Origin of the sequence: Thermococcus sp., assembly GCF_026988555.1 — an archaeon.
Classification (GTDB): Archaea; Methanobacteriota_B; Thermococci; order Thermococcales; family Thermococcaceae; genus Thermococcus.
Map to the genome: position 1 here is coordinate 64,215 of NZ_JALSLB010000062.1, position 22,984 is coordinate 87,198.

The 22,984-nt window shown below is 52.1% G+C and carries 27 protein-coding genes and 1 pseudogene; 7 read left to right on the forward strand and 21 right to left on the reverse strand.

Annotated features, from left to right (window positions below; translation table 11 throughout):
* Window positions 1-38 precede the first annotated feature (38 nt).
* The 6 genes from aspS to MVK60_RS10370 form a co-directional block, all read right to left on the reverse strand.
* A complete protein-coding gene (gene aspS / locus MVK60_RS10345) occupies window positions 39-1,355 on the reverse strand; it encodes an aspartate--tRNA(Asn) ligase (RefSeq protein WP_297439152.1) in 1,317 nt (438 codons plus the stop codon).
* 29 nt (window positions 1,356-1,384) lie between these two features.
* Entirely contained in the window at window positions 1,385-1,897 is a 513-nt protein-coding gene (locus MVK60_RS10350; protein ID WP_297439083.1) for a KH domain-containing protein, read from the reverse strand.
* A gap of 102 nt (window positions 1,898-1,999) precedes the next feature.
* Complete coding sequence (locus MVK60_RS10355) at window positions 2,000-2,620, reverse strand: HD domain-containing protein (protein ID WP_297439085.1); 621 nt, start codon at window positions 2,618-2,620, stop codon at window positions 2,000-2,002.
* 35 nt (window positions 2,621-2,655) lie between these two features.
* Entirely contained in the window at window positions 2,656-3,345 is a 690-nt protein-coding gene (locus tag MVK60_RS10360; RefSeq protein WP_297439154.1) for a DUF2226 domain-containing protein, read from the reverse strand.
* A gap of 68 nt (window positions 3,346-3,413) precedes the next feature.
* Complete coding sequence (locus MVK60_RS10365) at window positions 3,414-3,767, reverse strand: roadblock/LC7 domain-containing protein (RefSeq protein ID WP_297439087.1); 354 nt, start codon at window positions 3,765-3,767, stop codon at window positions 3,414-3,416.
* A gap of 6 nt (window positions 3,768-3,773) precedes the next feature.
* Window positions 3,774-4,256: a hypothetical protein gene (locus MVK60_RS10370; RefSeq protein WP_297439089.1), complete on the reverse strand. Its 483-nt coding sequence runs from the start codon at window positions 4,254-4,256 to the stop codon at window positions 3,774-3,776.
* A 237-nt stretch (window positions 4,257-4,493) separates the two neighbouring features.
* Between MVK60_RS10370 and MVK60_RS10375 the strand changes: the two genes are divergently transcribed.
* Window positions 4,494-5,276 carry a helix-turn-helix domain-containing protein gene (locus MVK60_RS10375; protein WP_297439091.1) on the forward strand — a complete coding sequence of 261 codons (783 nt, stop codon included), beginning with the start codon at window positions 4,494-4,496 and terminating at the stop codon, window positions 5,274-5,276.
* Window positions 5,263-5,628, forward strand: coding sequence for a hypothetical protein (locus MVK60_RS10380; RefSeq protein ID WP_297439093.1), 366 nt, complete (start codon window positions 5,263-5,265; stop codon window positions 5,626-5,628). Before MVK60_RS10375 ends, MVK60_RS10380 begins: the two co-directional genes overlap by 14 nt.
* Here MVK60_RS10380 and MVK60_RS10385 read toward each other — a convergent pair.
* Genes MVK60_RS10385 through hxlAB form a run of 5 tightly spaced genes read right to left on the reverse strand, consistent with a single transcriptional unit; the run spans window position 5,593 to window position 9,229 of the window.
* Window positions 5,593-6,441: a glutamate cyclase domain-containing protein gene (locus tag MVK60_RS10385; protein WP_297439095.1), complete on the reverse strand. Its 849-nt coding sequence runs from the start codon at window positions 6,439-6,441 to the stop codon at window positions 5,593-5,595. The genes MVK60_RS10380 and MVK60_RS10385 overlap by 36 nt on opposite strands.
* Window positions 6,438-6,617 (reverse strand): hypothetical protein, encoded by a 180-nt coding sequence (locus MVK60_RS10390; protein WP_297439097.1) that lies wholly within the window; start codon window positions 6,615-6,617, stop codon window positions 6,438-6,440. Before MVK60_RS10390 ends, MVK60_RS10385 begins: the two co-directional genes overlap by 4 nt.
* On the reverse strand, window positions 6,614-7,258 hold the full coding sequence (locus MVK60_RS10395; protein WP_297439099.1) for an HAD family hydrolase: 645 nt from the start codon (window positions 7,256-7,258) through the stop codon (window positions 6,614-6,616). The genes MVK60_RS10390 and MVK60_RS10395 overlap by 4 nt, the downstream gene beginning before the upstream one ends.
* Window positions 7,239-8,003, reverse strand: coding sequence for a hypothetical protein (locus MVK60_RS10400; RefSeq protein ID WP_297439156.1), 765 nt, complete (start codon window positions 8,001-8,003; stop codon window positions 7,239-7,241). The genes MVK60_RS10395 and MVK60_RS10400 overlap by 20 nt, the downstream gene beginning before the upstream one ends.
* A 5-nt stretch (window positions 8,004-8,008) precedes the next feature.
* A complete protein-coding gene (hxlAB, locus tag MVK60_RS10405) occupies window positions 8,009-9,229 on the reverse strand; it encodes a bifunctional 3-hexulose-6-phosphate synthase/6-phospho-3-hexuloisomerase (RefSeq protein WP_297439101.1) in 1,221 nt (406 codons plus the stop codon).
* Window positions 9,230-9,368: 139 nt separating this feature from the next.
* Here hxlAB and MVK60_RS10410 point away from each other — a divergent pair, with 139 nt between their 5' ends.
* Genes MVK60_RS10410 through MVK60_RS10420 form a run of 3 tightly spaced genes read left to right on the forward strand, consistent with a single transcriptional unit; the run spans window position 9,369 to window position 10,635 of the window.
* Window positions 9,369-10,094, forward strand: coding sequence for an arginase family protein (locus MVK60_RS10410; RefSeq protein WP_297439103.1), 726 nt, complete (start codon window positions 9,369-9,371; stop codon window positions 10,092-10,094).
* Between the two features lie 5 nt (window positions 10,095-10,099).
* Window positions 10,100-10,423 carry an Sjogren's syndrome/scleroderma autoantigen 1 family protein gene (locus MVK60_RS10415; protein ID WP_297439105.1) on the forward strand — a complete coding sequence of 108 codons (324 nt, stop codon included), beginning with the start codon at window positions 10,100-10,102 and terminating at the stop codon, window positions 10,421-10,423.
* Entirely contained in the window at window positions 10,420-10,635 is a 216-nt protein-coding gene (locus tag MVK60_RS10420) for an ArsR family transcriptional regulator (protein ID WP_297439106.1), read from the forward strand. Before MVK60_RS10415 ends, MVK60_RS10420 begins: the two co-directional genes overlap by 4 nt.
* A gap of 103 nt (window positions 10,636-10,738) precedes the next feature.
* Here MVK60_RS10420 and trmBL2 read toward each other — a convergent pair whose 3' ends face one another.
* From trmBL2 to MVK60_RS10435, 3 genes are all read right to left on the reverse strand, one after another.
* Window positions 10,739-11,533: an HTH-type transcriptional regulator TrmBL2 gene (trmBL2, locus tag MVK60_RS10425; protein ID WP_297439108.1), complete on the reverse strand. Its 795-nt coding sequence runs from the start codon at window positions 11,531-11,533 to the stop codon at window positions 10,739-10,741.
* A 257-nt stretch (window positions 11,534-11,790) separates the two neighbouring features.
* Window positions 11,791-15,465, reverse strand: coding sequence for a reverse gyrase (gene rgy, locus MVK60_RS10430; RefSeq protein ID WP_297439110.1), 3,675 nt, complete (start codon window positions 15,463-15,465; stop codon window positions 11,791-11,793).
* Window positions 15,466-15,540: 75 nt separating this feature from the next.
* Window positions 15,541-16,068, reverse strand: coding sequence for an SWIM zinc finger family protein (locus tag MVK60_RS10435; RefSeq protein ID WP_297439159.1), 528 nt, complete (start codon window positions 16,066-16,068; stop codon window positions 15,541-15,543).
* 94 nt (window positions 16,069-16,162) lie between these two features.
* On the opposite strand from MVK60_RS10435, the gene MVK60_RS10440 reads away from it, so the two are divergent.
* A complete protein-coding gene (locus tag MVK60_RS10440; protein WP_297439161.1) occupies window positions 16,163-16,396 on the forward strand; it encodes a hypothetical protein in 234 nt (77 codons plus the stop codon).
* On the opposite strand, the gene MVK60_RS10445 is transcribed toward MVK60_RS10440, so the two are convergent.
* Window positions 16,397-17,707 (reverse strand): DUF4139 domain-containing protein, encoded by a 1,311-nt coding sequence (locus MVK60_RS10445; protein ID WP_297439111.1) that lies wholly within the window; start codon window positions 17,705-17,707, stop codon window positions 16,397-16,399.
* A gap of 144 nt (window positions 17,708-17,851) precedes the next feature.
* Here MVK60_RS10445 and MVK60_RS10450 point away from each other — a divergent pair, with 144 nt between their 5' ends.
* Window positions 17,852-18,550 carry an acetate--CoA ligase family protein gene (locus MVK60_RS10450; protein ID WP_297439113.1) on the forward strand — a complete coding sequence of 233 codons (699 nt, stop codon included), beginning with the start codon at window positions 17,852-17,854 and terminating at the stop codon, window positions 18,548-18,550.
* Between the two features lie 87 nt (window positions 18,551-18,637).
* On the opposite strand, the gene tdt is transcribed toward MVK60_RS10450, so the two are convergent.
* From tdt to MVK60_RS10480, 6 genes and pseudogenes are all read right to left on the reverse strand, one after another.
* Window positions 18,638-19,648, reverse strand: a complete 1,011-nt coding sequence (tdt, locus tag MVK60_RS10455) for a tellurite-resistance/dicarboxylate transporter (protein WP_297439115.1) — start codon at window positions 19,646-19,648, stop codon at window positions 18,638-18,640.
* 46 nt (window positions 19,649-19,694) lie between these two features.
* Window positions 19,695-20,105: an OsmC family protein gene (locus tag MVK60_RS10460; RefSeq protein ID WP_297439116.1), complete on the reverse strand. Its 411-nt coding sequence runs from the start codon at window positions 20,103-20,105 to the stop codon at window positions 19,695-19,697.
* 352 nt (window positions 20,106-20,457) lie between these two features.
* Window positions 20,458-20,919, reverse strand: a complete 462-nt coding sequence (locus MVK60_RS10465) for a hydrogenase maturation protease (RefSeq protein ID WP_297439118.1) — start codon at window positions 20,917-20,919, stop codon at window positions 20,458-20,460.
* Window positions 20,920-20,940: 21 nt separating this feature from the next.
* The gene (locus MVK60_RS10470) at window positions 20,941-21,465 is read right to left on the reverse strand and encodes a 4Fe-4S dicluster domain-containing protein (RefSeq protein WP_297439120.1); all 525 of its coding nucleotides are present in this window, start codon (window positions 21,463-21,465) and stop codon (window positions 20,941-20,943) included.
* A pseudogene (locus MVK60_RS10475) lies at window positions 21,465-22,517 on the reverse strand (FAD-dependent oxidoreductase). The gene MVK60_RS10470 and the pseudogene MVK60_RS10475 overlap by 1 nt, the downstream one beginning before the upstream one ends.
* Window positions 22,514-22,984 (reverse strand): ferredoxin family protein (locus tag MVK60_RS10480; RefSeq protein WP_367270891.1); only part of this gene is annotated, 471 nt, incomplete at its 5' end. The gene MVK60_RS10480 and the pseudogene MVK60_RS10475, both read right to left, overlap by 4 nt.

The window sequence follows — 22,984 nt, forward strand, 5'->3', positions numbered from 1 at the left end:
TTAGCCTAATTACAAAAGGAAAATGTAGTATAAAGGCGTTACGGTGTAAGCCTCTTCCTGTCCCTTGGGAACAGTACGACTTCCCTTATGTTGGGAATGTCCAGCATCTGCTTGACGAGGCGCTCGGCCCCGAGGCCGAAGCCTCCGTGCGGGGGCATTCCATACTGAAACGTTTTCAGGTAGAACTCGAAACTCTCTGGGCTTAGACCTTTCTCCCGTATCTGCTCAACGAGGACGTCGTGCCTGTGCTCTCTCTGACCCCCGGAGGATATCTCGACACCGCGATATTCCAGGTCAAAGGCGCGGCTTATCTCCGGTTTCTCATCGTACTTCATGATGTAGAATGGCTTGGCCTCACTTGGGTACATGTAAAGGAAGTAGAGGGGTGCGCCTTCGTTTTCGAGCAGGTATCTTCCGAGGAGTTTCTCCCCCTCGGTGTCAATGTCCTCCCCCCATGGGATTTCCTTGCCGAGGTCGCCGAGGATTTCAAGTGCTCTATCATAGCTCAGTCGCGGGAAGGGCAGTTTTGGTTCCTCAAGCTCGAAGTTTAGTATTTCAAGCTCTCTAGAATTATTTTCGCGGACGTAGTCAATGGTATGGGCCACGAGCCTTTCGAGGAACCCCATCACTTCCTCCTCGTTTTCGATGAAGGCCATTTCGGAATCTACGCTCCAGGCCTCGTTTAGGTGCCTCGTGGTGTTGTGCTCCTCAGCCCTGAAAATCGGTGCTATCTCGTAAACCCTGTCCAGACCGCTCGCCATCATCATCTGCTTGTAGAGCTGGGGGCTCTGGGCGAGGAAGGCGTCCTTTTCGAAGTACTTCATTGGGAAGAGTTCGGTGCCTCCTTCCGTGGCCGTGGCGATTATCTTCGGTGTATGGATCTCTATAAAGTCGTTTGAGTGGAAGAAGTCGCGGAGGGCTTTAAAGACGCTTGACCTTATTTTGAAGATGGCCATTACCTCGGGGTTTCTGAGATCCATGAAACGGTTGTCGAGCCGGGTGTCGAGCTCCGCTTTGACCTTGCCCGTTGGGTCTAGAGGGAGGGGGCTTTTGGCCCTGCTCAGAACCTCCAGCCTCTCCGGCAGTACCTCAAACCCGAGTTTTGCCTTTGGTGTGAAGTTGACGATCCCCTCAACGGCCACAACGTCCTCCGCGTTTAATCTGGGGATGAGTTTGAATATATCCGATTCAACCTTCTTCTTTGGGGCCGTTATCTGTACTATGCCCTCCCTGTCCCTTATCCACAGGAATTTTATTCCGCCGAGGTCTTTTACCTCCCACACCCATCCGGCGATTTTAACCCTCTGGCCGTTCAGTTCCTCGGTTATCTGGTTTGAGTAGTGCGTTCTGTACATCACGATTACCTCCGTTCAAATTAAAAGAGTCAGATGAAGGATAGCCTGACCTCTCCACCAACCATCTGGGAAAGCAGGTTCTCCAGGACGCTGGGCTTCTCGGGTAGCTTTTTCCTATCCCTGCTCAGGATGAGGACCTTGTAGTACGTTCCGCCCCCGGGTTTGTACACCACGTTGACCCCGAAGACTCCTGCGGGGTAGAGGAGATCGGTTGCGAGCTTTTTCACCTCGTTCGTTCCGCTGACTTTGAGCCCCTCTATAACCCGGATCCTCTTTCCGAGCTCTCTCATTAACGCTTTGATGTTCCTGCCACCTTTTCCGATGGTTAGCGGAACATCCCCGGGACCCACCATTATGACTATCAGGTCGCCCGCTTCGACCGCTTTTTTGAACTCTATATCGACGTCGCCTAGGAGTTTGTAGAGAAGTCTCGCCACTTTAACATCAAGCTCGGAGATAACACCTTCCTGGAGCTTTTTTTCATCCGCAGGACAAAGAATGTCGTCGGTCTTTAAACACACCTCACAGATTGGTGCTTTCATTTCCTCACCTCCTCCCGCTCAAAGAATGAACTTGATGGACTAACCTAAATTCAGGGGGCTCTTTAAAAACCTTATTATGGGTTGAAGGGGACGGAGGAGTTCTCAGATTTCTCCCTCTATCTCCCTTCTCAGTCTCTTCACAAACTCCTCCGTGAACCGGTGTCTCTCCCGGGCGAGCTGCTTGGCGGTTTCAGTGTACATTAACCCTCTAAGCTGGAGTATCTTTTCCTCAAAATGTGCCAAGGAGTCCTCAATGCTTCTGCCGTGCTCTCCGGAGTACATGAAAACCCTGGCTACACCGATCGCACCGATTGCGTCGAGTTTATCCGCATCGCTGAGGATCTTCGCTTCGAGGGTTCTGGGTTCCGGTCCCCTCGAGAAGCGGTGGGCCTCTATTGCGTGGGCAACGGCCTCGGCCCTCTCCGCTGGGTACCCCATGCTTGTAAGGTACTGCCTCGCTATCCTCGCCCCCTCAAGGGCGTGGTCCTTAACTTTTCCTGAGCTTTCCAGGGGCCTTGCGATGTCATGGAGGAGTGCGGCCAGGGCGAGTATCTCTAAATCTGCCCCTTCCTCCTTCCCAATGTGGAGGCACAGGTTGAAGACCCGTTTAACATGGCTGAACCCGTGCGTACCTTCCCTCTCAAAGAAACTCTTGGCGAACTCGCGCGTTCTCTCTACGAGCGCCCGCACCTTGTCATCGGGTATGAACTCTTCGAGCCTCATGACCTCACCAAGAGGAGGAAAAAAGACAATGGAATTTAAAGTTTTGTTGAGGTGTACCTCTTTTTATTGAGTTCTTTTTCAAGTTTCTGTTTTTCATGGAGAAGTTCAACTCCTTCAGAGAACAGGTTACCCCCCTTAACTTTCTCCTTACTGGTAAACTCCCATTGATCCCCGATCTCATAATGACCCTCTTTAATTATGTGGCCCATTTCGTGGAGGAGGGATCTAAGGGCATCGTCTCCGAATAGTCTTTTTTCACCCAATGATTCAGCAGCTTTAACAACTCCCTGTTCTAAGTAAAGGCGCCACGAAGTTCCTCCATCGTGAATAAAAACTTCTCCTTTGTGAGAGATTATGAGGGAAGGAAGGTCATCCAGGATACTCTCCCCCTTATGCTCAATACTAAGAGTGTCTACTTTGGCCTCCGGCATCTCAGAGAGTATTTCCTGAGTGCTGGCCTCATAAAGTTCAACGACCTTTATTTTCCCAGTTTTAGTAACTTGGATAATATTACCAAGAGCATCATTTCCTTTCAATGTTTCACCTGTCATGAGGTTTTCCACAATTGCACCTACAATTTTCCCATTGGAAACCAGAACGTATCCTGTAATCAGGTCATCTTTCTCTCTCCAAGACGCCTTGAGGTATCCCTCTTTAATTTTATTCAAAAGCTCTTTTGGATTATCAATATTAATCACAAGCTCAACGAATTTCCCTAGAAGCATATGTATCACCCGTAGGGAAAATAAAAGTAGGGATTTAAAACTTTGTTAGTCACTTACTCGAACACCTCTCAGAGCATTGAAGCAACTTTCTGTGCGTTCCTCTTCAGGTATATCCTGACCAGACCCAGGTTAACCTTTGGATCAGTTAAAACAGTAAGGACTGCGTTTTCACCGGCTTCAACGGTTATTATCTTGCCCTTCGGAGACTCAAGAGTTACCATGTCAACGGCCTCTTCGTGGAAAACTTCCTTTGAAACGTTGAGCGATGTACCGTAGATTGTAGCGACCATAGCGGCAACGTTTTCAACATCTATTGTCCTGTCACTGGCTTGCCCTTCTATGAGGAGACCATCCTTGCTCACTATGGCAACTCCCTTAACCCCATCAACTCTAAGGAGGTCGGCTATAACGTTCTCAAACATCTTCCATCACCCCAATATCAGCATATCAACCTCAACATGCTTGTCTGACACTCTGATTTCCTTTATTAAAACGTTCTTTCCGCTGAACTTTTTAATGGCCACGGCTATGGCATTCGCTATGGGATACAGCACGGGTTTCATGCCCTTCTTTTCAAGCAACTGAAGGGCGTAGAGATCCATCGGATTGTCAAGCTTTAGCGTCACCTTGTTGCCATCCTTGATTATTTCCCCTCTCTCGGCAAAGCCAAGGGTGTTTATCATGACCTCGGTGAACCTGTTGAGCAACTCCTGCGGGTCATCACTGCCCTCAAAGCTCAGCTCGTATTCTTCCATCATTGCGTGGAGGAGTTCCTCGCCTATTGAGTTGCCCAATCCCCTCGCCCCAGCTCCAAGAACTTTGTATATTCCAAACAATATGAGGTTGTTTATTTTGGTTGCCATTTCTTCAGACCTCTCGTTCATCCTTTCCACGACCTTCGCCCCCGTCATGGTGCATCCCCTTTCAGGGGGTTTTCAGGATAATCTACCAAAAGGTGGTTTATTAACATTTTTCTGCATATTTTCCGAAAACTATTTCATGCCCAAATCTACGGAATTCACACCCAAATCTGTGGAGAAATGCAGGAAATTTTAAGTAAAGTTTTTTAGGTTTTTGAACTATATTAGTATTCAGTAACGTCCCGAACTTTCTGAACAAACCTGAAACCCAGAACAGGGTGAAACCCGGTGAGGCTCAACGAAAAGCATGTTGAGGAGATACTTGCACTCCGCAACAAGGGTTCTACAGTCAGGGAAATAGCTGAGAGGTTTGGGATAAGCGAGAGAAGGGTCTATCAGGTGCTCAAAAATCCCCACATACATAAGCCCGGCCGACACGAGAAAACACTGGATAGAGAAGTTGAGATGAGGATAATTAACCTCAGGGAGAATGGAAAGTGCATCTCCGAAATTACAGAGAACCTAAGGGCCAGGGGAATCAACGTTTCCTACTACGCTGTATGGAAAACCGTGAGGCGCTGGGAGATGAACAGGCTGGCAAAATCACTTTTCGGAACCAAAAGGGATTATGAGAATTTGATAGGGGTTTTCATCGGAAGAATTAAGCTGAAGGACGGGGCAGTAAAGTTTTTCGTTGTGGAGAACCTGATTTCGGGGAGGGTTCTTGAACACGGCTTCGACGCAAAACTGAGAAATATAGTTGCTAGGGTTGAAAAGCACGCACAACCCGGTGTTCTCTTTGTACTCCAGAGAAGTCCTCCACTCGTCCCAACGCGGGGAAAGAACGCTCTAATAAATCTGCTGGAGGAGAGAAACATTGACTACGTCTGGATAACGCGGAAGCAGGTGAAGAGTATCTTCAACCCCAGAAAGAGGTTTAACTGTCCAACCCACCTCACTAGGGAAGAGTTTATAAGGTGGTTTGAGAGGGAAGGTGTGGATGCACTTGAGAATCTGTGCAAACGGCTCTCGGCAAGGATTAAGGAGATGAACGGGCATGGGTGTGATTGAAAAAATAAGGAACCTGCTTCGCTCAAAAACAGAAGCTGAAATCCAGAGCTTCGAGGACGAGCTCAGGAGCAGATTTGGCTTTGAAGAGTTCCTCTACGCAACGGTCGAGGGGCTCCCAATCACCGGCACGTTTTTATCCTACGAAGAACTCTCCGCGAAGGTTCCCGAAGTCGTGAAAATTCTTTCGGAGCTTGAACCCTCGGGGAACTACACGATTATCGCAGGGGAGAAAGTTTACACGCTTCTCAAGATATCAAGCGAAGTTCTGATGCTGGCGAGGGGAGGGAAGACACTAACAGCGGATGAGATCCAAGAGCTAATCATGAGGAGCAGAAAGGAGCTTGGAATTTAAGGTCTCCACCACAAGTAACTCCAGGGTTTCAATTATTTTTCTGTGAACGTCGATTGAAATCCCGTCCACACTCACCTCCCTTTTACCCCTCACACCATCTATGAGACCGTTCTCGACGAGCAGTCTAACCACAAAGGCCTCCTCCCAGCCATAGAGCAAGTTCCGGCCGAGTTCAATCGAAGCTTCCGCAATCAGACCATAGGCACCCCAGTTTGAAACAGCCGACAGGATTAATTCATCTGTCTCAACAACGCTCGCTATCTTTTCTCCCAGGGGAACGTGCCTGATGACTAAATCCCTGATTTTCCCCATTCCAATTTCATTGCCCCCGTCACCGATTCCAATCGTGGGAACCCCGTGCTCCCCGGCCTTCTCCGCCACCCAGTCAAAGGTCTCGCCCCTTACCTGGAGTCCTGACATGGAGTAGTGGTTGCCATCCACGGCTCTTCCGGGCGTTTCAATGAAGATAACCAGGTCGTAGGAAGAGACGTCAGGCTCTTTGACGAACCTCAAGGAGAGAGCCCTCTGAAAGGGCATCATCGCTTTAACGACTTCCTTCTGTGTCAGGATGTAGGCTTCTCCGCCGAGCGAGGTAACAGTGCGGTAGATTGCCAAAGCTCCCGGAGGGCCGTCCGTCTCAGGAACGTTCACGGGAGGAATAGGGAAGCCAGTGACGATTAGCACTTTTCCATAATTGTCCAAAAACAGTTTTGTAGAATTATGTAAAAAATTAAAGTTTCTTTTCCTGTACTCGAGGTAGAGTTCAAGCACGCCCCTCTTCCCCACGTCCGTGTTGATGAGGTGGGCTATCATCTTTCCACCTCGTAAACGATGATTCTAACCTTCCTGCCTTTAATTGCCTCCTTGAGTTTCCACCAGAGCTCTGTCGGCTCCTCTGCCCTGTGAACGAGCTTATCGCCTGGCCTTATCTCAACTTCCTTCTCCGTGTACCTAACGAAAACACCCTCCCCGTTGAAAATTTCCTTCATTCCATCACCTCCAGTATTTTCCTAAGCTCGTGAAGGGTTCTAATCTCGTAATCAGCCATGTGGTAGCCGTTTTCACCGCTCCTGTTAATCCAGACAGCCGTCATGCCCAGGTGCTTCGCACCGTAAACGTCCTGACTCAGGGAGTCGCCGACATAGAGGGCCTCACCCGGCTTGACGCCGAGCTTTTCGAGGGCGTGGAGAAAAATCTTTGGCTCAGGCTTAATCGCTTTGACGTCTTCCCGTGTTAAGATTACGTCAAAGTACTTGGAAAGGCCCGTCAGCTCGAGCTTAAGCCTCTGGTAGGAAGGCCCGCTCGTAACTACGCCGAGGGAATAGTCCTTCTTCTTCAGCCACTCGAGGGTGGGAAGGACGTCCGGGTAAACTTGGAGCTTGTGGGGATAGCTTTTGAGAAGTTCCTCGTAGCACAGGCTTATGTTGAACATTTGGAAGAAGAAGTTCCAGTCGTGCCAGTCGTAGGTGTCTTTCCTGCCGATTATCTCGTCGAGAAAGCGGTTTCTGGCCTCTTCCCTGGTGATGCCGAGCCGTTTGGATAGTTCGTCGTAAACCCGGGGGAGGAAGAGCTGGATGAGTGGCATTTCCGTGAGAATGGTTCCATCAATGTCAAAGAGAACCGCCCTCATCGTCCCACCCCTTCACGAGGAGAGCCAAGATTTCAACCCCGCGGACGTTCTCGTCCGTTACAATTCCCCAGATTATATCCTTCTCCGCCAAGAGCTCCTGGAAGCGGGAGAGTATCTCGTGCGCACCCTTCAGCGGGAAGTCGTTGCCGACGAGGATTCCAATGAGGCCCCTCTCCCATATTCCCCAGTGCCAGCTGAAGTCAACCCTGTCCAGAAGGCGCATTATTCCAACGTTTCCTCCGTTAATCATGTTGAACAGATCGGCGTAGTCTATGTTGATGAGCATCTGGTTTTCCAAGTAGTAGTAAAGCCTTGAGAAGAGCTCGGATATTGAGACAGAGGCCCTCTCAAAGGCCACTCCCAAGGGGACGTCCTCGCTCAGGAAGTCCCAGAGGGAGTCATAGAAAACCGTCTCAAAGCTATCCGCCCAAGGGGGCTTTTCGTGGATTAGCTCCCGCCTCGGCGTCAAGACGTAGGCGAGCCTTATGGCATCGGATGGACTGTTCTCGATGATTAAGTTCACAAGTTCAAGGTTTATCTCTCTGTCCTCGAAGACGAGCCAGAGAAACGTGTCCTCGGGAATTCTCGAGAAGAACTCCCTAATCCTCCCGCCATATTCTAGGGGTCTTAATAGGTAGCGCCCGGGGTTTATTGTGACCTTAACGACGCCATCTACGCTTATCCTGTCTACTATTCTCGCCCCTGCATTGCCGATTCCAACGAAAAGATGGGTAAAGGAGGGCATAGTTATCATTCAAGGGTCGCGTGCTTCTTCTTCATATCCTTTTCGGTCTTCTGGAACGTCGCCATGAGGAGCGCTATTATTCCATCGAGGAAGATCATCGTGGAGTCCTCGAAGAGGGTTCCCATCGGGGCAATCCACTTGTACTTGGTGAGCATCTGCCGGGCTATGTAGTCTGTGGGTATGTCTGTCTTGGCCCTTCCCGGTATCTCAACGACCACATCGGCAAGCTTCCCAAGGGTCGAGTTGGCGTAGGAGGTTATGGCAACAACCTTTCCGCTTTCCTTCTTGGCTATCTTCGCGGCGTCGACTATGCTGGTTGTTTCTCCAGAACCGCTTATCGCTATAAGCAGGTCACCCTGCTCGAAGGCCGGCGTTATCGTCTCGCCAACGACATAGACGTTGAAGTCAAGGTGCATAAGCCTCATTGCGAAGGCTTTACCAACCAGACCGCTTCTCCCGGCGCCGTACACGAAGATCTTGTTGGCTCCTATCATTGCGTCCACGAATCCTCTTGCCTGCTCAATCTTCAGGCTGTCGGCCACGCCTTTTACATGATCGGCGATGTCGTGCATTGCCTTGCGTATGGTCATCATGTACTCGCCCCAGAACAGGTCTATTATCTTTCTCGTTATTTCGCCCGGGTCTTTGGCCTTGGTTATTGCTCCTCCAACGATTATCACTGTGGCGCCCAGCTCGATTACTTTGGGGATCGTCTCCAGGTTCAACCCGCCCGCGACTGCTACCGGGACGCGGACGGTTTTAACAACGTTTTCCAGGTCTTCAAGGGGGGTCTTCCCCTGAACCTGTTCGTCTATGCCTGTGTGGACGAGGATGTAGTGGACACCCATCCTCTCAAGTTCTTTAGCCCGTTTGACCTTGTCCTTGACCCCTATGAGGTCGACCATTATTCTGATTCCATATCTTCTGGCCACTTCGATGGCGTCCTGGATGGTTTTGTCGTCCGCAACTCCGAGGATGGATACAACGTCTGCCCCGTGCCTTGCGGCCATCTCAACCTCAAGGGCGCCCGTGTCCATGGTTTTGAGGTCTGCCACTATTTTTCTGTCGGGGAAGCGGCGTTTCATAAGCTCAACCGCACGCATTCCTTCTTTTTTTATGAGTGGTGTGCCGACTTCCAGCCAGTGAGCGCCGCCGTGGGCTGCTTTTTCAGCTATAGAAAGAGCCTGGTCAATGTCCGTTAAGTCAAGAGCAACCTGAAGTATCATCTCCTCGCCTCCGAGGGTTTTTCGATTTAGGCTTATCAGGTTACTTTTTAAACTTTGGTGTCTGGAGTTTACATTTAAATGTCAATAAACTTCGCCAAGATTTAAAAGGGAATGTCCCGACTCCGTGGGGGGATGCGTTATGGTGACTTTTATCCCGTTCGGTGAGAGGCCAAACCGTGAGGGTGTTCTCTACGTCCTCAAACTCCTTCAGAAGAATAAACTTTTGGATGATTATGTTATCGTTGAATCAAGTAGGGTTGAGCTCCTGTCGGATAGGGTGCCACAGGATACCGCGTATATCGTGGGTGAGCACCTGGCGACGTATGGTATAGCTGAGAAGTTGCGACCTGCTTCCCTTATGAGCGTTGATGCACACACCGATCTGATGCATGACTTTCTGGATCACGGCTCATGGCTGGCGTACGCGCTTGAGAACAGGTTTGTAAAGAGGGCCGTTGTTATGGCTCCGGTCCTTATGATACCCAGTACGGAGCGAACCCAGCTCTGGACGCGGCGGGTCAAGATATTCCCTGCCCTTTTGAGGAGCCGGAAGGTTCGGGGGAAGTGGAGGGCCTATCAGAACCTCCAGACCAACGATCTCCTGGAGGTGATAGATGAGGCTCGTAAGTACCTGGGGGAGGAGATATACCTGACCGTGGACCTCGACGTTCTCCTTCCGGAGTATAGGATAGCGCGCTTTCAGCACGGTGAATTGACCCTCGATGAGCTCCTTGAGGTTCTTGAGGAGATAAAAAGGAGTTTCAAGATAACTGCATTTGACATAGCGGAGGTCTCCGATAGGATAGAGCGTTCCCGCCTTGGTAAGAAGGCTTTCGTTGAAGTGTTCCAGCTTTTGATGGGGTGATGCGTATGAAGGGGCCGACTGAGGAGGAGATCAGAAATGTCATAATGCCCCTCATGTTATCCGGGGCGAGGATGCTGGACAGACACTGTCCCCGGTGCGGTTCTCCTCTGTTTGAAAAGGACGGCCGTGTGTTCTGTCCGGTGTGCGAGCATCGGGGTAGGGAGAGGGAGGGTGGAACCCGGGACGTGGAGGAGCGTCTTATGGAGAAGCTTGTCGAGCTGGCCAATTCGATGCCCGAGGAGATTGACTCGCTCAGGAAACACTTAAGTGTGATGGGGGAGATAATGGAATTGATTAAGAAATACCGCAGTTTGGAGGGAGAGGAATGAAGAACGTCAAGGTGTTGAAGGTTCTTGAGAGCGGTCCGAAGACTATCGAAGAAGTCAGTGAGGAGACCGGAATCCCGGGGATGGAAGTGCGGCGGTATTTGCTTCGGTTCGCGGAGCAGGGTAAGGTGGAGAGCTATCAGAAGGCTGGAAAGCTCTTCTGGAAGCTCCGTGAGGAGGACGAGACCGAAAAAGAGTTCAAGTACGTTGGCTGATCTTTTTTAAATTTTGCCGGTTGAGTCCTCGTTTGAGGTGTCTGAGGGTAGAACCTATTGAGGGCTCTAAAGGTGTTAAAAGAACAAAGGAGGACAAAAGGGTTCAGGCCTTCTTGGCCTTTTCCCAGTACTCGTTGAACTTGCCCTCAAACAGGGTCTTGATGCGGAAGTCCTTAATCCATATCTGGGTCTCGTAGTTGAAGTACCTTGCCGCCATGTCCTCAAGGGCGAAGAACACTTCTTCATCGCAGATGAGCATTGGGAGATCGAGTTTGTCGATGACCTTGAGCTCGAGTTTGCCCTTCTTGTAGTAGTCAAGTATCTTGGAGGTCTTCAGTCTCTGGAGTATGGGTTCGGTAACCAGGACTTTGGCCTTGGCGCCCCTGTCAACGGCTTTTATTAGGTCGCTTTCGAGGTTGACTGCTATGTAGCCGTCGTCGGCTAGGAGAACCTGCTCTTTAACGTCTTCGAACATTTCCTTGGTCTTGAGTGTGGCGTTTCTTATGCCCTTGACTATCCAGACGCGCTCGACGCCGTACTTTGGTATCTCGGTCTCTATCAGGGGGTTCATGAGTTCGAGGAGCTCTTCTTTCGCCTTTTTCTTGGCTTCGAGTTCGTCGGCGATGCGCTCCTGCCAGTCCTGTATGAACTTGTCGAGGATGTTCTCTGGGTGGACCGGTCTGTACTTGTTGACCTTTCCGGGCTGGCTTATGGCGAATCCTTTCTTCTCAAGGCTCCTGAGGACGTCGTAGGTCCTCGGTGCTGGAACTTCGGAAACGCTTGCCAGCTCGGCGGGAGTTAAAACGCCAAAGCCGACCAGTGCCACGTACGCTCTTGCCTCGTAGAGGTTCAACTCAAAGTGCTCCTGAAGGAGCTCCACCATTCTGTCCTTCACCATTTTTACCACCACCATGTTTTCTAATCCATGTTATGGGATTTATAGGATATAAGTTTTTTCCTATCAATCTTCAGTTTTACCTAAACACACCATCGCCAAAGAGTGTGACTTCAGCGGATGTTAGGAATATTGCATCTCCATGCACTGCTCTTACTACCTGGGGGTTTTAAAAGTTTTGGTGTTCCAGAATATCAAACCTACCGCGGACCCAATAAACACATGAACTAGAATAAAAATAATGATAATTTAACGTAATGTTACATATTTGAGTTAGTATACTCTTTCAGTTCGGAGTACAACCTCTGAAGTACCTTCTGGTAATCTTCCTGTTCCTCTTCTATGAGGTCCATGAGCTCTTCAAGCTCCCTCGTCTTTTCCTCGTTTACCAGATCCCGGTATTTCTGCATTAGGTAGTGGTACACTTTCATTCCCTGTTCCGTTGGCAGGAGCTTCTTTCTTCCGCGGGTTTCTATAACGTAGTAGCGTTGCAGCAGGGTTTTAACGATCTTGGCGTACGTGGAGGGTCTGCCGATCTTCCTGTTCTTCATCATGGCTATTATGTCGCCCTGGCTGTAGAGCTGTACTTTGGGGGCCTTCCACCTCTTGCTTTCAACGACCTTGAACCTCTGGCCGGCTTCGAGTTTTGGTAACTCTCTGAGGGGCAGTTTTCTTATCCGGGACCAGCCGCTGTTGAGTAGCTCCGTGTACCCTTCGATCTCGACCTTTCCAACACCTGTGTTGATCGTTGCCTTCTCATGGAGGATCTTTGCAGCAGGCATCTGGCTGGCCATGAACTTGCGGAATATCATGTCGTAGAGCCTGTAGTGGTTCCGGGTTAGGTTCTTGGGGAGCTGCACTATGTTGTCCCTTATGAGCTGCATGAGTCTTCCGGTGTCTATCGGGCGGGTTGGTCTTATGCACTCGTGGGCCCCTTCTTCGCCCCAGGGTCTTGGTTTGAAGTACTCTTCACCTATCCCTTGGGTTATGTACTCCTTTGCTATTTCGATTCCTGTATTGCTGACGTGTGTGGAGTCGGTGCGGTGGTAGGTCGTTAGGCCCGCTTCGAAGAGGTCCTGGGCAAGCCGCATGGTTTCGTGTGCTGAGAGCTTTAGGAATGTGGAGGCGTCCTTCAGCATGGTGTCCGTCGTGTAGGGGGGGGCTGGGGTTATGTCCCTCTCCTCTAGGCGAACGCTCTCGACCGTTACCTCCTCAGGCGGCTCGACTTTTTTCCCGTCCTTCCCTAGTTCCACAGTTATTCGAAGCCCGTTGTCGAGTTCAAGGCCGAGGAAATACGTCTCGCTCTCGGTGAACTCTCTGTAGCGTTCAATTATCCACCCAAGGACCGGTGTCTGTACCCTGCCGGCGGAGAGGTTGTAGTTCTCGAAGACCCTCTGTAGTTCTTGGCTCAGTTCGAAGCCTATCCATCTGTCCTCCACCCGTCTGACTATCTGGGCGTTTACCCTGCCTTCGTTGACGTCCCTGGCTTCTTCCAGGGCTCTCAATATGGCCGGGCGAGTTACCTCGTGGAACTCGATGCGTTTGATGTTTGGTGTGTACGGGCTGAGCACGTTCCGGATGTCCCAGGCTATCTTTTCGCCCTCTGTATCAGGGTCCGTAGCTATGAGTATCTCGTCTACTTCTTGGGCTATCTCGCGCATCGCCTTGACGTTCTGGAGCGCGTCGTGGACGTTGGTCGAGCCGCAGCGTGGGCAGGTCCCCTTCTTCTCCCAGTCGATGAACTGGTGCCCGCAGTCACGGCAGCGTTTGATGGTGTCGTAGAGAGGAATAAAACGGATGTCATCACTTTTGTTTTCAATTAACACTCCGTGATAGCCGTCGTTCGTAACTAGGTCGAACATGTGGCCGCCGCTCGCCAGGATCGTCAGCATTCTATTGCCTATGCTCACTTCGTAGGCCACTAAGTCCCCGATGCGCCTCTTGCTGGGCTGTCCAAAGAAACTCGCTATGGTTCGGGCTTTGTTGGGGCTCTCAACTATCATGAGGGATGACTTCACAAGATCCTTGACCCTGGCGCTTATCTTGCCCTCCATCACGAGCCGGACCTTTTCCCTGTCCTCGTCTATCTGCTTCAGGATCTCGTCGAGGTTGAGCTCTTCAAAGGACGCCATTTTGAACTCCGTAAAGCGCCAGCGCATCTGCCTGACGAGGCCGTTGAAGACCTTCTCGTTGTCAACTATGAGGACGCTCAGTCCCTTGGTGATTCCACCCGCGAAGAGCCTGCTCGTCCTTCCTGTGGCCTGGATGTACGTCCTGACGTCCGGTATTTCGATGTACCATTTTCCTTCTTCCTCTCTGAGACTGACGAAGGGGTCCTCGGCGAGCTTTTTGAGAACCTCCTTGTCCTTGAGAACTTTTCTCAGAAATTCAACCAGCTCGCGGAAAACGCCGAGGACGTGGTTGTGGAATTCGTTCTCTATCGGCAGTCCCTCGGCTAGGGCCTCCTCAATCTTGAGAAGTTCAAACTGGGGGATGTTTCTTATGAGCCTCCTGAGCCTTGCATGGAACTTTTCAGCGGTTTTTCTATCCTCGTCGCCCAGAAAGTCCATCACCTCGCTCATGAGACCGAGGGCGCGGTATATCGTCGGCCTCTCGAGGTTTATGGAGAAGCGGAACTTTGGGACGCCTGTGAACACGGAGTAGCGGATTAAGTGTGGGAGGTCTAGGCCACGGACCAGGGAGCCGTAGTATGTGGCGGAGCCAACTAGGTAGTCGGCCTCGCCGTTCTCAAACTTCTCTATCGATCGTTTGTTCTTTGATGAGACGAGCTCCACTTTAAGGCCTTTTTCCCGGAGGTAGTTAACGAGCTCCTCCGCGTAGCCCAGCCCCTGGTCTATGGGCGTGAACACGATCCCCCCTTTACCGAGTTTTCTGAGGAGCTCCTCCACGTGGTCTTTTACGTCCTTTTGGGGCTTCAGGTAGCTGTCGACGACGTTTCTTAGGGCGGAGCGTCCGCTTCCAACCTCGAAGCCGAGCAGCTCGCGGTAGAGTTTTATCCTGTCGCCCCGGGCTGAGCCCGTGGCTGAGGCGATTATCATGATGCCTATGTCGTTTTTGTATTTGAACTCCTCTATCTCCTTCTGCAGTGCCCTTATCCCCTCGTTTATTTCTTTCAGTCTCTCCTCTCGGTCCTCGGCGCGGCCGTTCAGGTAACGTGCCATGTTTTTCTTGAGTCGGATTATCTCCCATGCCTTTCCTATCATCTCCTCGTTGAACCCCAGGAGATAGAGGGAGCGGTCTATGTTCTTGCTGGCCTTGAGAAACGCGTCAACGTCGTCGACGAAGACGAAGTCGAAGTGCCGGCCCTTTAGCTCGTCCTCGAACTTTCTGGCCATCCATTGGGCGCTCGTTATCAGGATGTCGTACTCCTCTCTGCGTATCCGGTCCAGCATTTCCTCCTTTTCCTTTTTGCGGAGGTTGCCGTGGTAGTACGCCAGCCTGAGGTCAACGCCCGCCCGTTCCGCTATCGCCATGACCTTCTTGACGGTCTGGATCACCAGGGGGGTCGTCGGCACCACGATGTAGCTCTTTCTCCCGTTTTTAGCGTGCCAGACGGCCATAAACGCCCCGAACGTGCTCTTACCCATCCCGGTTGGGGCTATTATCGAAAAGCTCGTCCCCCTCAGGAGACGCTTCACCCAGGTTCTCTGGGCGCTCCAGAATCTGAAACCTGTGGCACTCTCAAAGAACGCCTCTATCCCACGCGTTTGTGATTCCAGCCGGTGTATCTCCTCCCACTCCTTTAGCTCTCCCCTGAGCTGGAGGGCATCCCTTACGGCCTTTACGAGATCAAAGTAATTCTTTGAAGAAACGGGTTCATCAAGGCATCTCTCGCAGGGGTTCTTCTCACGGAGCCTCTCGTCGGAGATTCTATCGCCGCAGTTCGGGCACATACCGCGGTAAATGGCCTTCATTTTCTCACCTTCTAAGTTCCTGTTTGGTGTTCTAAAGATTTATAAGGATTTTTAATGAGGGTTGTGTACTGCCTCTCAACCGCTCCTGAGTTTCATAAACTCCTTTTCAAGCCTCTCGGTCAGGCGGTAGTCTTTGAACACGTGCCGGTACTCCTCCAGAGTCTCTTCTAGGATGTGCAGAACCTCCGGGCGGTCGAGGGTTTTAAGAAGGAGAACGGCCCTCCGGAACAGCCGGGCGACTTCGCTCCCGCTCTCGTCGGTGTTCAGTGCAAACCGGAGCTCCTTTATGGTGACGTCGAGGGCGAGCTCAGGGACCTCTGCAAGGAACTCCATTGCGACGGCCTCGGGAAAGAGCTCGGCGTGCTCATCGAAGGTCTCGAAGTAGAAGCCGTTTTCGTGGGCCTTCATAACCGCCGCAACGTGCTTGCAGTCTCCCCCCAGCGGACAGGTGCAGTGGTTTTCCCCGTTGGAGGTGTTGATCTCGACGTAATAAGGGTACGTTCCGAGTACTTTGGAGAAGAGCCTGTCCCCGTATTTAACGACCCAGAGTACTTTCCCGGCTTTGTAGTACTTCTCCCCTTTTTTCAGGGTCTTCTCGTCCACGTCCACCACTGGTGCCGGTAGCCTGCGGAGGGTTTTAAGGATTTCGGGCGAAAGCGTTTTATCGTTTTGGCCCCTAAATTCAGCGGTGATGGGGATGGACGTGTTCGAGCTGGCGAGGAAGTATCACGATGAGCTGGGGATCGTTGAGCCCAGCATGGCCGCCATGGCCGCGGAGTTCTTTGATGAACTGGGCCTTAAGATCGCCGAGTTCCTCCAGGATGAGGGTTACTCCGTCATAGGTACCAAGTTTGTGGACTACGACAAGAGCCTCGTGCTTGACGTCTCAAAAGGGGAGAGGAGGTTTGAGGTGACCCTGAGAAAATCGTGATCACCAGCGGTTCTCGTAGTCGAACATCACTTCCTTCTTTTCTCCGGGTCCGACGGTCAGTTTGAACTCGACGTAGTTGGCGGTCTCGTCTATGGGCTCCAGAGAGCTGCTCTTTATCCTGCCCCATTTGTGGTACCTGACCACTACGGTCTTTGTCTCGTTTCCGAAGTTCTCAATCGTTATCTGAACTTTGTAGTAGGCGTAGCTGCTTCCACGCTCCTCCTGCAGTATTTTAGTGGTTCCTTTAAGGTTGTAGTCTCGTCCTATTCCTACTCTGACGGTTTCCCCCTTGGGAGTGTGCTCCATCATCCTCTCCCCCAGGAGGAGTGCACCGTCCTGGGTTTCCCTGTAAACCTCAACAACGCCAGCCGGCAGAACTTTGTCAGTTTTGAAGGAAATTGACTCGTAAACCGGCCCCTCCCCGCTGTTGGGCCAGCTCTCGTAGAGGTACTCGCGTTTAAAGGGGGCCTTGAGGGTTATGTAGGGGTACATCATCATGCTGGTGGGCTCAAGATCAACGGTTCCGAGCCTGTAGAGGTAGAAAGCCTCCACCTTCTGCGGTTCGCTCGGCTGCACTATCTCCGTCGTTCCGCCTGCGGCCTTCGCGTAGAGGACGTATGGGCTTGATGTCCCTCCCTGGATCAAACTCACGTCTCCGGCAACGAGGAGGACCTTCGTGTCCTTGAACTCCTTTATGGTGGGGTTGTTCAGAACCACGTAACCGTAGAGGTTGGCCTGGTTTCCTATGTAGAGTTTGTAGCGTGAGCTCCAGCCCATTCCGTTCACACGGTAGATAACATCGAAGCGGTATTTTCCTGCTTTGTCAGCGGATATGACCGCGTAGGCGTCGGTCTTTCCGTCCAGCTCCTTCACCTTGAGGTAGGCCACCTCGTCCGGGTTTACCAGGTAGTACTCCTCCCCCCGAACCGCCAGTTTTCCATCCTTCATCCCCAGGAACCTGCCGCTTATTGTGTCCCCGGTTTTGAGCTTTATCTCGATATCGCTTCCGATGCCCGCACCGTAGACGCTACCGTTCCCGCCCCTGCTGAACACACCGAGAACGTGGGAGCCACCGTCTAAGGGCCTTATGGTGACCTCTGCGATGTTGAGGCCGGCGAGCTCGCTCAGTGGCACCTCGTTGATGCCTTCCTTTAGGTTAAGCTCCAGGATTTTCTCGACAACACCTATTTTGACCGAGTTGTACAGTACAACGGTGCCGTTGCCGGCCATGGCCTTTTCCCTCTGAAAGGGGAAGACCGCGAATAAAAGCACCAGAACTCCCAGCAGACCGATAATGACCTTCCATCTCACGGTTATCACCTAATCTCATTGGTACATCATTCTATATATACCCCCAACATCACTTCGATCTACTTTGGAGTGAGGCTTTGCAAATGGAAACCCTTTTAACTCCACGTGGAGACTCAGCACTGTCAAGCTGATGAGGTGATTGTGATGGACAGGATTGAAAAGGCTAGGGAGATAATCGAGAAGGCCAAGGCCGAAAACAGGCCGCTCGTCGAGCCTGAGGCAAAGGAGATACTCAAGCTCTACGGCGTCCCCGTTCCGGACTTCAAGGTCGCCACCAACGAGGAGGAGGCCGTTCAGTTCGCCAGGGAGATCGGCTACCCGGTCGTTATGAAGATCGTTTCTCCGCAGATCATCCACAAGAGCGACGCCGGCGGTGTTAAGGTCAACATCAAGAGCGATGATGAAGCCAGACAGGCATTCAAGACCATCATGGAGAACGCCAGGAACTACAAGCCGGACGCTGACCTCTGGGGCGTCATCGTCTACAAGATGCTCCCGCTCGGCAAGGAGGTTATAGTCGGTATGATACGCGACCCGCAGTTCGGTCCGGCCATAATGTTCGGTCTCGGTGGAATCTTCGTCGAGATCCTCAAGGACGTCTCCTTTAGGGTTGCTCCGATAACGAAAGAGGAAGCCCTCGACATGATAAAGGAGATCAAGGCCTACCCGATTTTGGCGGGAGCCCGCGGTGAGAAGCCCGTTGACATAGGGGCCCTTGCTGAAATGGTCACCAAGATCGGCGAGCTTGCCCTTGAGCTTCCGGAGATCAAGGAGCTTGATATCAACCCGATCTTCGCCTACGAGGACTCGGCCGTTGCCGTCGACGCCAGGATGCTTCTCTGAGGGCTTTTGGCCCTTTTTCTCTTCTGTACTGAACGTCGCGTTATCGTTGCATTTCCTTTTTGGAGTCCCTTTTGAAAGTCCTGCCCTTCAGGGCGAGGGGAAGGTCGACTTTAGTGGTTTTAGGAACGTAACAAGCCACAGGGCGAAGAGGAGCCAGAGCAGGGAGTAACCCAGCAACTTCATAAGTTCCAGGCTGAAGACGTTCCCTATATCACGTGTGGCGTTCACGAAGGCTCCAAGGGGGAATATAAACGCCCACCACGATGTGCTGTACGGCAGGTTGAGGTTCCTTATGTAGTGGAGCGTTAAAGCTATGGCCATGACCAGCCACCAGAAGCCGAGGCCCCAGAGGAAGAAGGCGAATATGAAGAGTGGATCCTTTGACACAGCAATGCTTGAATTGTTCACGAGGGCAAAGAGTGCCGTTATGCTCGCCCCGATAGGCCCAAGGTTCATCCATATCAAAGGTGCCATCCCCGCTGGCATGAGCTCGTGCCTGATGAAGCGGAGCGTCACAACCGCGTAGAGGACCAGGTAGAGGAAAAAGCCCGCTCCCCAGCCCATGTAGTTGACTACGGTAACGAACTCCTTTACGTAGCCCGTGGTCGTCCTCATGAAGATCGCTCCGAAGGGTATTATCACGAGAGCAACGGGCGGGATGTACCAGGCCGGTGAGAGGTGCCTCAGGTCAACCTCCCCTGCAATGAAAACCTCGTAGGACATCCAGAAAGCGAATATGAAGGTCAGAACGAGCCCCCAGAGCCAGAGGTACCATGCAATGGTTCTGCTGTGCAGAATCATCAAGAACTGGGCAACTAGGACTATCGTCGCCGCTCCACTTGTTCCGTAAAAATGGCCCTTTGAGGGATGCCTTAAGTCTTCAAGTGCCTCCTTTCTGTAGAGAACCCAGCGGAGGAGCCACGGAATAAGCAGACCGGTGTAGAGAGCAACGTTAATGTAAGTCAACACTATTCCAATTTCTTTGAGGGGTGTCCAGTACGATGAGTACTCATAGGATGCAATCGCCACTGCTCCGGTCCCCATGACGCTGGCAAAGGCCGCGGGGTTGAAGCTCTTGATCCTCTCCACATACCCCACCTCAGTTCCCAGATTTTTTAGGGACTTTAAAAAATTTTAGGTTTTCCTAATCACGGGCTATCTCCACGCTTCCCTTTATCTTCCACGTTCCAACGGTGTTGAAGACTGTTCCATACTTTTCTGCTAGAGTTTTCGCGCGCATCATTTTCTTCTCGCTCTCTATGGTTTTCACCCTTACGTGGTAGGTTATCTCCTTCAATGCGGGCTCATCAGGGCCTCTCCAACCTGTCACCTCTATCTCAATTCCCTCCACGTTCAGTCGCATTTTTCTTACTAACCGTCCCCAGTTCACCATCAGGTAGCCCCCGATAGCTGAGAGAAGAACCTCCGTTGGGTTGGGCCCCTCGTTGTGACCGTCTGTTTCAGTATCTATCCTGATGCCGAAATCCCTCATCTTAACGAAGCTCCCAACGTTTCCGTCCCACCGTAGGCGTGAGCGGCATTTCAGTCTCTCCATGGCATCACCGGAGAGGTTAGGTGAAGGTTTTTTAAAATGTTCTCCATGGATGACGTGGTGATATGGAGACTACAGCACCAACGGCCAGCGGTAAACCGAAAGAGGAGCCGATTTACAAGAGCCTCATCGGGACTTGTTCTCCGCGATTGCCTATGAAACGGGGTTTTTATGGACAAATCATTTCCATGGAGGCTATTCAATATGAATTTTAAATGTTTCCGGACAAATCCGTCCAAAGTCAGAGCGCTGACTTCTTCCCCGCTCTAAAGGGTGAGTTTTCGAGAGAAAAAGGATCATTTTGGAGATGCTTGTGTAAATCGGGGCAACGCGTTTACACTTGGACTGACTTCTGCTATCTGATAGCATCCTTGAAAGCCAGCACAAGCGCTCTGACGCAGTTTTTAATCTCCTCGCTCACATCTTTCCAGTCCCCGGGCTGACAGCCAAGGAGCAGGAACCGGGTCTCCGGGAGCAACTCGGTCAGGTGGCCAAGGGTCACCCTGAGCTGGAAGCGGAAGTCTTCGGGGACATCTCCAATAGCCTCCCAGGGGTCGGCGACGACCACTTTACCGGGCTCACCCCCAAATTCAAGGGGGATCGCAACTATCACCAGCTCCGGGCGAAAGCGTATTATAGCCCCCGCCTGGCTCTCGGGAACGTCGTGGCAGTTGATCGTAAGGAAGGTGGGATTCTCCACCGCCAGAGAAAGGGCCTCCGCCAGATAGGCCCCAAATCCATAATCACCGCGTTTCTCGTTGCCCACGCCACAGAGGACTATCCTGCGCGCATCTCCGATTATCTCGTCGATCCTCACGGTGAAACCTCCAAAAAGGTATCAGAGAAGAACGTAGCCGGAACTCACGCTCTTCCTGAGCTCTTCCTCACTCAGCTCCCTCCTGTGCTCGGGTATGTTCCTGGCGCGCCTCTCGTTGACGAGTTCAAGGACCATCTCCAGCGGGCCGTACTGGATGGCCTCCGCCGGGCACATGAGGGCGCAGGCCGGTTCGAGACCCACCTCACGTCTGTCCGCACACATGTCGCATTTGGTTATTGCCCTGACCTTAAGGCTGTAGAAGGGAACGCCGTAGGGACACACCTGGAGACAGGCGAGACAGCCGATGCACCTGTTCTCGGCTATCCTCACGGCTCCATCCTCGTCCCGGTAGATGGCATCGGTTGGGCAGACCCTCACGCATGGAGCGTCGTCGCAGTGCTTGCAGTTTATCGGGAGGTACTGCTTGTTCTCCGTCACGTAAATTCTTATGTGCGGGCTCCCATCATGGATAAAGTTGCAGACGGTCTCACAGGTCTCGCAGCCGATGCACGTGAGGTAGTCGAGGTAGAGGTACTTCCTCTCCATCAGGGCTCCCCCCTGAGCCACCCGTCGATTGAGACTGCCGCATAGAGGCCGTCCTTTATCGCCTTGCCGACCTTCGTCGGGCCGTTGACGACATCCCCGGCGGCGAAAATTCCCTCGACGCTGGTCATGTGCCTGGAATCAACTACGATCCTGCCCCTCCTGTCCGTCGCGATGTAGGAGCCGTTAACCGGCGGGGTGGAGACCATGCCTATGGCGAAGACCAGGTAGTCGAGCTCAACCTGGAACTCCGAGCCTTCAATGGGTATAGGCCTCCTCCTTCCGGTTTCGTCGGGCTCTCCAAGACGGGTTCTAAGGAGTTCTATGGCCCTAACGCGGCCGTTCTCACCTATCACGCGCTTTGGAGTGACGAGCTCGAACCACTTGACCCCCCTGTTCCGCAGGATGTTTATCTCGTAGGCTCCGGCGGGGGCTTCCCTTATCGTCCTGCGGTAGAATATCTCAACCTCCGCACCGAGGCGGTTGCACTCAAAGGCAACGTCAACGGCCGTGAGGCCCGCCCCTATTATCCCGACCTTCTTGCCCTCCAGCTTGGGAACCTTATCCTTCGGAACGTAGCCGAGTTCGTAACCTTTTATTCAGAAGAGGAGCTCCAGCGGTGAGAGTATGCCCTCTAGGTCGTCCCCAGGAATTCCAATCCTCCTCACGTTCCAGATTCCGGTGGCTATTAGAACCGCGTCGTAGTTCTCCCTGAGCTCGCTGAGCCTAACGACCCTCTCGTAGAACTCGTCGCCCTCGTCCTACCGCTCATCCTCCATGACCTTCGTCCTCGGGTAGTAGGTTACCTCAAACTCCTCCTCAAGTTTCTTCGCGCCGAGGCGAACCCTCTCGACTGGAATCCTGAACTCCGGGATGACGAAGAGCATCAAGCCGCCGGGCTCGGGCATTTTGTCGTAGATGTCAACGTCGTGTCCCTTGCAGACGAGGTAGCCGGCAGCCGTGAGTCCAGCAGGTCCGGCGCCGATTATTGCCACTCTTTTTCCAGTTGGTTGTGGTTTCTCCTTGCAGAGAAAGGAGAACTTTATGCCCCTCATTTAAGCCCCCCTCCAAAGAATCTCAGGTACTCGCTCGGGAACTCCTTGACGCGATCGTGCTTGCATCTGTCACACATGAAGACGACCTCAGGATGATCGTAGAACTTTTCGAGCTTGTGGTAGAGGAACTCCGCGGTTTTAACGGTGTAGTCCAGCTTCCTACCACAGACCTGGCAGTGGGCGTACTCGAACTCGAGGTCAAGCCTGTCAGGATGACCTTGGATAGCCTTCGTCGGGCATATGTCGTTGCACTCGTAGTTACACTCCCTGCAGAGCTCAGGATGGAAGGAGATGACCTTTTTACCATCGTCTATAACGAATATCGTGTTGTGTGGACACACCTGGGCGCAGAGCGCGCAGCCTATGCAGGCGTCGGCTTTGAGACCCCCCTCCTTTTTTATGTCTCCTATTGGGGTCTTACCCTCCCCTCCAGCTGGTTCATTGATACGCTTGAGCATTCTCCCACC

Coding starts and splice junctions, on each gene's coding strand:
- aspS (WP_297439152.1), bottom strand. CDS start 1,355: ATGTACAGAACGCACTACTCAAACCAGATAACCGAGGAACTGAACGGC.
- MVK60_RS10350 (WP_297439083.1), bottom strand. CDS start 1,897: ATGAAAGCACCAATCTGTGAGGTGTGTTTAAAGACCGACGACATTCTT.
- MVK60_RS10355 (WP_297439085.1), bottom strand. CDS start 2,620: ATGAGGCTCGAAGAGTTCATACCCGATGACAAGGTGCGGGCGCTCGTA.
- MVK60_RS10360 (WP_297439154.1), bottom strand. CDS start 3,345: ATGCTTCTAGGGAAATTCGTTGAGCTTGTGATTAATATTGATAATCCA.
- MVK60_RS10365 (WP_297439087.1), bottom strand. CDS start 3,767: ATGTTTGAGAACGTTATAGCCGACCTCCTTAGAGTTGATGGGGTTAAG.
- MVK60_RS10370 (WP_297439089.1), bottom strand. CDS start 4,256: ATGACGGGGGCGAAGGTCGTGGAAAGGATGAACGAGAGGTCTGAAGAA.
- MVK60_RS10380 (WP_297439093.1), top strand. CDS start 5,263: ATGGGTGTGATTGAAAAAATAAGGAACCTGCTTCGCTCAAAAACAGAA.
- MVK60_RS10385 (WP_297439095.1), bottom strand. CDS start 6,441: ATGATAGCCCACCTCATCAACACGGACGTGGGGAAGAGGGGCGTGCTT.
- MVK60_RS10390 (WP_297439097.1), bottom strand. CDS start 6,617: ATGAAGGAAATTTTCAACGGGGAGGGTGTTTTCGTTAGGTACACGGAG.
- MVK60_RS10395 (WP_297439099.1), bottom strand. CDS start 7,258: ATGAGGGCGGTTCTCTTTGACATTGATGGAACCATTCTCACGGAAATG.
- MVK60_RS10400 (WP_297439156.1), bottom strand. CDS start 8,003: ATGCCCTCCTTTACCCATCTTTTCGTTGGAATCGGCAATGCAGGGGCG.
- hxlAB (WP_297439101.1), bottom strand. CDS start 9,229: ATGATACTTCAGGTTGCTCTTGACTTAACGGACATTGACCAGGCTCTT.
- MVK60_RS10410 (WP_297439103.1), top strand. CDS start 9,369: ATGGTGACTTTTATCCCGTTCGGTGAGAGGCCAAACCGTGAGGGTGTT.
- MVK60_RS10415 (WP_297439105.1), top strand. CDS start 10,100: ATGAAGGGGCCGACTGAGGAGGAGATCAGAAATGTCATAATGCCCCTC.
- MVK60_RS10420 (WP_297439106.1), top strand. CDS start 10,420: ATGAAGAACGTCAAGGTGTTGAAGGTTCTTGAGAGCGGTCCGAAGACT.
- trmBL2 (WP_297439108.1), bottom strand. CDS start 11,533: ATGGTGAAGGACAGAATGGTGGAGCTCCTTCAGGAGCACTTTGAGTTG.
- rgy (WP_297439110.1), bottom strand. CDS start 15,465: ATGAAGGCCATTTACCGCGGTATGTGCCCGAACTGCGGCGATAGAATC.
- MVK60_RS10440 (WP_297439161.1), top strand. CDS start 16,163: ATGGACGTGTTCGAGCTGGCGAGGAAGTATCACGATGAGCTGGGGATC.
- MVK60_RS10450 (WP_297439113.1), top strand. CDS start 17,852: ATGGACAGGATTGAAAAGGCTAGGGAGATAATCGAGAAGGCCAAGGCC.
- MVK60_RS10460 (WP_297439116.1), bottom strand. CDS start 20,105: ATGGAGAGACTGAAATGCCGCTCACGCCTACGGTGGGACGGAAACGTT.
- MVK60_RS10470 (WP_297439120.1), bottom strand. CDS start 21,465: ATGGAGAGGAAGTACCTCTACCTCGACTACCTCACGTGCATCGGCTGC.